This window comes from Bradyrhizobium sp. P2_E8 (genome assembly GCF_056403875.1).
Genome location: NZ_JBFUES010001069.1, coordinates 1 through 2,385 on the forward strand (window position 1 = coordinate 1; position 2,385 = coordinate 2,385).

Annotated in this window: 1 protein-coding gene and 1 pseudogene; both read left to right on the forward strand. The window is 64.2% G+C overall.

Features of this window, described 5'->3' with window-relative positions:
* Positions 1–139: pseudogene (locus tag AC1D00_RS36730) on the forward strand (N-acetylmuramoyl-L-alanine amidase); the annotation flags it as partial.
* 253 nt (positions 140–392) lie between these two features.
* A partial coding sequence (locus tag AC1D00_RS36735) for a penicillin-binding protein 1A (protein WP_477014040.1) occupies positions 393–2,385 on the forward strand: 1,993 nt, incomplete at its 3' end.

Below are 2,385 nucleotides of genomic sequence, written 5' to 3' on the forward strand. Positions count from 1 at the left end.
GATCGGTTACGTCTCCAATAAAGGCGATCTCGGGCATCTTGTCTCCGAGGGGTGGCGGTCCCGCGCCGTGGGCTCGATGGCGCAAGCCATCGACGGGTTCCTGGCCAAACGGCTTGCGACCGCCGGTTCGTCGAATTGACGACCGGGGGTCGTCGAATTGAGAGAATTGAGGAAGGGTTTTTCCGTCTCGCCGCAAAAGCCCTAGTTTGGCCACAGCGGGCGATTTATAAAAACGCCGCAGGGGGTTCCGGAATCGGCGAGAATCCCGTTCGGCGAGCGTCTTTAGGTCCGGCACTGACGTAATTGAGTAGGCCGGTGAATTCGCGACGTGAGGTTGGCGCCTGTTTTGGGTGCCAAGGGGCTGATCCAGAGTTTGAACGGATAAACAGATAATGCGCTTGCTGGTGCGGTTCATGGGCTTCCTGTTCGCCGCGGGAACGGTGGTGTTCCTTGTCGGTGTCGGGGCCGTGGCGGGCCTGATCTGGCATTTCTCCAAGGACTTGCCGGACTACTCTCAGCTTCAGGATTACGAGCCGCCGGTGATGACGCGTGTGCACGCGGTCGACGGTTCGCTGCTCGGCGAATACGCCAAGGAGCGGCGGCTGTATCTGCCGATCCAGGCGGTGCCGAAGCTCGTGATCAACGCCTTCCTCGCGGCCGAGGACAAGAATTTCTACGAGCATGGCGGCATCGACTACACCGGCATGGCGCGCGCAGGTCTGGTCTACATCCAGAACTACGGCTCCAACCGGCGTCCGCAGGGCGCCTCCACCATCACCCAGCAGGTCGCCAAGAACTTCCTTCTGACCAACGAGGTCTCCTTCGCGCGCAAGATCAAGGAAGCCTTGCTGGCGATGCGGATCGAGAAGACCTATTCGAAGGACAAGATCCTCGAGCTGTATCTGAACGAAATCTACCTGGGCCTCGGTGCCTACGGCATCGCAGCCGCTTCGCTGGTCTATTTCGACAAGTCGGTGAACGAGCTCACGGTGGCGGAAGCGTCTTATCTCGCGGCGCTGCCGAAGATGCCCGCGACGCTGCATCCGGTGCGTAACCGCGACCGCGCCATCGAGCGCCGCAACTACGTGGTCGATCGCCTGTTGGAGAACGGCTGGATCAAGCAGGCCGACGCCGACAAGGCGCGCAAGGAGCCGCTGGCCGTCACCAACCGTTCCAACGGCGCCCACACCTTCGCCGGCGAATATTTCGCCGAGGAAGTCCGCCGCGACATCTTCGAGCGCTACGGCGAGAAGAAGCTGTACGAGGGCGGCCTGTCCGTCCGCACCACACTCGATCCGAAGATCCAGGTCATGGCGCGCAAGACCATGGTCGCGGGCCTCGTGAACTATGACGAGCAGCAGGGCTATCGCGGCGCCATGAGCAAGCTCGATACGTCGGGCGACTGGGGCGTGAAGCTCGCGGAGATCAAGTCGCTTTCCGACATCTCGCCGTGGCGCATGGCGGTGGTGCTGGAGACCAGCGACCAGTCGGCGCGCATCGGCTTCCAGCCGAGCCGCGAGCTCGGCGGCGCCATCAGCAAGCAGCGCGAGACCGGCCTGATCACGCTCGACGGCATCAAATGGGCAAAGGCGGCTACCGGCGCTGCGAAGGGCAGGGCGGCAACGGCGGTGTCGCAGGTGCTCCAGCCCGGCGACGTGATCTATGCCGATCCGCTCTACAAGGACGGCAACCCTGTCGAGGGACAGTACCGGCTGCGCCAGATCCCCGAAGTGTCGGGCGCGATGGTGGTGATGGACCCCTGGACCGGCCGCGTGCTCGCGATGGTCGGCGGCTTCTCGTTCGACCAGAGCCAGTTCAACCGCGCCACCCAGGCCTACCGGCAGCCGGGTTCGTCGTTCAAGCCGATCGTCTATTCGGCCGCGCTCGACAACGGCTATACGCCCTCGACCGTGGTGCTCGACGCGCCGATCGAAATCGACCAGGGCCAGGGCGCCGGCGTGTGGCGGCCGGAAAACTTCTCCTCGGGCAAGTTCCAGGGGCCGGTGACGCTGCGCAACGCGCTGCGGCAGTCGCTCAACACCGTGACGGTGCGCCTCGCGCAGGACATCGGCATGCCCCTGATCGGCGAATATGCCCGCCGCTTCGGCGTCTATGACGAGCTGCCGAACTATCTCTCCTACGCGCTGGGCGCCGGCGAGACCACGGCGATGCGCATGGTCACGGCCTATTCGATGCTCGCCAATGGCGGTCGCCGGGTGAAGCCGACCCTGATCGACCGTATCCAGGATCGCTACGGCCACACCATCTTCAAGCACGACCAGCGCGAATGCCGCGGCTGCGATGCGCCGGGCGGCTGGAAGAACCAGGCCGAGCCGCAGCTGATCGACCGCCGCGAGCAGGTGCTCGACTCCATGACCGCCTATC